This is a genomic window from Bradyrhizobium sp., assembly GCF_049512235.1.
Taxonomy (GTDB): domain Bacteria; phylum Pseudomonadota; class Alphaproteobacteria; order Rhizobiales; family Xanthobacteraceae; genus Bradyrhizobium.
Genome location: NZ_JBEKXH010000546.1, coordinates 1 through 4003 on the forward strand (window position 1 = coordinate 1; position 4003 = coordinate 4003).

Here is a 4003-nt window from a genome sequence, read left to right on the forward strand (position 1 = left end):
AGCCCGATCCCGGACAGCCCCGGCCATAGCCAGTTTGGCGATTTCTCCGCCTTGGTCATCAACGCGAACCTGCAGGGTGAAGGCAACTTCTTCAACGACTTCTCCCCGTTCCACCCCGATGCCTATGTGGTCCACGTCGATGTCCATGCCACCGTCGCCGACAACGGGGCGATTACCTTCAACCTGCCATTGAGCCAGCTTGACGCCGCGCTGGACGGCGACGTGGTTTCGGTCACCGCTACCTTGGCTGATGGGAGGCCGTTGCCGGCCTGGCTGCAGTTCGACGGCGATACCGGCCAGTTCGCCGGCCTGCTGCCCGAGAATAACGCTACCGGCAGCATCGGACCCGACGGCGGGAATAGCACCGGTCAACCGCTCGACACCCACGTTCCCTCGACGCTTCTTCAGTCGATCACGATCGAGGTGGTGGCCCGCGACTCCAAAGGTAATTTGGCGATCACCGATTTCACCATCGACATCTCGGAGCTGAAGCGGCACAGCAGCGAGCTGAAGCGGCACGGCAGCGAACAACACGGCTGGAATCTGTCGCCCGGCGATGGGTTCGTCGAGCCCTTTGCGACCAACCTGCGAGGCCGCGATCACGCCATCGATCTGGCGCCTGGATCGCATCGCGAGCTCGCTCCGCTCCACGCCATGGATCGCGTACTGTGGCACGACGTGGCGACTTTCGACATCGGCCGCGTCCACGGCGATCACGGCAACGACCATCCGCCCGCCGGCCGCGCCGGGCTCAGCGACCAGATCAAGACCCTCGGCTGGCACGGCGCGACCGCTGAGCGGAATGCGTTGCTCGACAGCCTGCGGCTGGGAGTTGCCGGGTGGCGGTGATGGGGCGCAGCGGCACAATGGATGGTTCGAACAGGGCGCCCACAAGGGGCGCCCCTACGCCATGCCGATCACGTAGGGGCGACCCTTGTGGTCGCCCTGCTTCGACGTCGACGTCGGCGCCGGCGTCCCCCTGCTACTTTGCATGGGGTTGTTTTCGATATTTTATAGGAGCGGTCGCAACTCAGGATGCCATGGCTTCGCGAAATAGCGAGGATGGTTCAGGCAGGGCACCCACGAGCGGTGCCCCTACGCCATGCCGATCACGTAGGGGCGACCCTTGTGGTCGCCCCGCTTCGACGTCGGCGCCGGCGCGTAGGGTGGGCAAAGGCGCCCTTCGCGCCGTGCCCACCGTTTCACGCGCGAGAGAGATGGTGGGCACGCCACCGACCCGCGCGTGCGCGCGGTCCGCTGGCTTTGCCCACCCTACGATTGCATTGAAAAGATAGGCCAGGTCCGATGAAGCATGTCGCCGCGAGCAACATCGAGGCCCAGTTATTCGGGCTTAGCACGCTGGTCCAGCTCGGCAAGCGCGCGCGCCATGCCGCAACCGCGCAGGAGCTGGCCTTCGTCATGGTCAACGAGACCAACGCCCTGGTGCCCTACCGCCAGGCGGTGCTGTGGCGCCGCGAGGGCAAAGGGCACGGCGGCGTCGTGGCGATTTCGGGCAGCGCGGTGGTGGAGCGCAATGCGCCGATCACGCTCTGGCTCAACCGCGCGCTCGCACGGCTCGATCCCGGCGCAGCCGATGCGCCGCGGACCGTCGGCGCCGCGGATTTGTCCGGCGCGCTCGGCGGGGAGTGGGCCGAATGGCTTCCGGGGCACGCGCTGTGGGTGCCACTGGCGCTCGACGCCAACCATGTCCTCGGCGGCCTTCTGTTGGCCCGGGAACAGCCATGGAGCGATGGCGAGCGTCACATCACCGGCGAACTCGCCGACAGCTTTGCCCATGCCTGGGCCGGATTTCTCGGCGGCCGCCGGCGCTCGCTCGCGAGCCGGATCTGGGGTGGGCGGCGCTTTCTCAAGCTCGCCATTGCCGCGGCCTTGATCGGCGTCATGTTTCTGCCGATCACGCTGTCAGCCTTGGCGCCCGCCGAAGTAGTGCCGTTCAAGCCGACTATCGTGCGCGCTCCGCTGGAGGGCGTCGTCGATCATTTCACGGTCGAGCCCAACGCACCGGTCAGGCGGGGGCAGACGCTGCTCGAGCTCGATCCGCGCGCGATCCAGAACAAGCTCGATGTCGCCACCAAGGCGCTGGCGGTGGCGGAAGCCGAGTACCGCCAGGCCGCCCAGGAAGCCTTGTTCGACGACAAGAGCCGGGCCAAGCTCACCGTGCTTAAGGCCCGCGCCGATCAGCGCCGCACCGATGTCAGCTATGCCCAGTCGCTGCTCGATCGCATTCATGTCACGGCGAGCCGTGACGGGCTGGCGCTGTTCGACGATCCCAACGACTGGATTGGCCGGCCAGTGACGATCGGCGAGCGGCTGCTCGAGATCGCCGATCCGACCCAAGGCGAACTCGAAATCTGGCTGCCGATTGCCGACGCGATCACGCTCAAGCCCGGCGCCGACGTCGAATTCTTCCTCAACATTTCTCCGGGTTCGCCGTTGCACGCCACGCTGCGCCAGACCAGCTACGAGGCAAGCTTGTCGCCCGCCAATTTGCTCGGCTACCGGCTCAAGGCCACGCTTGACGAGGCCGGCCGCATGCCGCGCATCGGGCTCAGGGGCACGGCGAAAATCTACGGCGAGAAGGTGACGCTGTTCTATTATCTGGCGCGCCGGCCGCTGGCCGCGGCGCGGCAGTTCCTGGGCTGGTGATGGCGACCGCGGCCGCGATTGAAGCCAAGCGCGCGACGGCGCTGCTGCCGTTGCGGGAAGAGATCGCGATCTTTCCGGGCCCCGCCGCGCTCGACGGCTCGCCGAGCTATACCCTGCACGATCCCGCGCGCAATCGCTTCTACCGCCTCGGCTGGCCGGAATTCGAGATCATCTCGCGCTGGAATGGCGCGACCGCAGATGCGGTGGTCGATCGGGTCAATCAGGAGACGACACTGCGGATCGAACGCGAGGACGTCGACGAGCTTGCCCGTTTTCTGTTCGCCTGCGATCTGTTGCGGGTGACGACGCCGCAGGGCACCGCGAACCTGGTCGGCAAGGCGAAGCGGCAGCGAACAAGTGTGGGCCAATGGCTGTTGCACAATTATCTGTTCACGCGCATTCCGCTGTTGCGGCCGGATCGGTTTCTCACCGCGAGTTCACCGTATGTCGAGAAGCTCTACAGCCGCGGCGTCGCGCTGACGATCCTGTTGATCGGGCTGGTCGGGCTCTATCTCGTGGCGCGCCAGTGGGACGTCTTCCTCGACACTTTCGTCGACATGTTCACGGCGCAAGGCGCGATCTGGTTTGCGCTTACGCTCGGTTTCCTCAAATTCGTGCATGAACTCGGCCACGCCTACACCGCCAAGCGCTTCGGTTTGCGGGTGCCGACCATGGGGATTGCGCTGCTGGTGATGGTGCCGGTGCTCTATACCGACGTCAACGAATCCTGGAAACTCACCGCCCGCCGCCAGCGCATCGCGATCGGGATCGCCGGCGTCGCCGCCGAGCTGTGCTGCGCGGCGATTGCGATGTGCGCCTGGGGCTTCCTGCCCAACGGTCCGGTGCGCAGCGCGGCATTCCTGGTCGCGACCTCGACCTGGATCACGACGGTCTTGATCAATCTCAGTCCGTTCATGCGCTATGACGGCTATTACGTGCTGTCCGACATACTCGAGACCCCCAATCTGCACGCCAGGGCGTTCGCGCTGGCGCGTTGGTGGATGCGGGAGAAACTGCTCGGATTGGGCGATGAGCCGCCCGAGGACTTGCCGGCCTCGCGGCGGCGACTTCTGGTGTTCTTTGCCTATCTGACCTGGTTCTACCGGTTCTCGCTCTTCCTCGGCATCGCGGCGATCGTCTATCATTTCGCGGTCAAGGTGCTTGGCGTCGCCATGATGGCGGTCGAGTTAGGTTTCTTCCTGGTGCGGCCGGTCGTGTCGGAGTTTCTGGTCTGGTGGCGGCGGCGTTCCGAGATTCACATGAGCAGGCGAACCCTGCTCACCGCAACCGGCGCCATGGCGCTTACGGCGCTCGTTCTGGTGCCCTGGCGCTCCGG

General features: G+C 65.8%; 3 protein-coding genes. All 3 read left to right on the forward strand.

Features of this window, described 5'->3' with window-relative positions; all coding sequences use genetic code 11:
- Positions 1-849, forward strand: an 849-nt coding sequence (locus tag ABSG20_RS31410) for a putative Ig domain-containing protein (RefSeq protein WP_423868337.1), incomplete at its 5' end; no start/stop codon positions are given.
- 456 nt (positions 850-1305) lie between these two features.
- Complete coding sequence (locus ABSG20_RS31415; RefSeq protein WP_423868338.1) at positions 1306-2667, forward strand: efflux RND transporter periplasmic adaptor subunit; 1362 nt, start codon at positions 1306-1308, stop codon at positions 2665-2667.
- On the forward strand, positions 2667-4003 hold a 1337-nt coding region (locus ABSG20_RS31420; RefSeq protein ID WP_423868339.1), incomplete at its 3' end, for a M50 family metallopeptidase. The genes ABSG20_RS31415 and ABSG20_RS31420, both read left to right, overlap by 1 nt.

Coding starts and splice junctions, on each gene's coding strand:
- ABSG20_RS31415 (WP_423868338.1), top strand. CDS start 1,306: ATGAAGCATGTCGCCGCGAGCAACATCGAGGCCCAGTTATTCGGGCTT.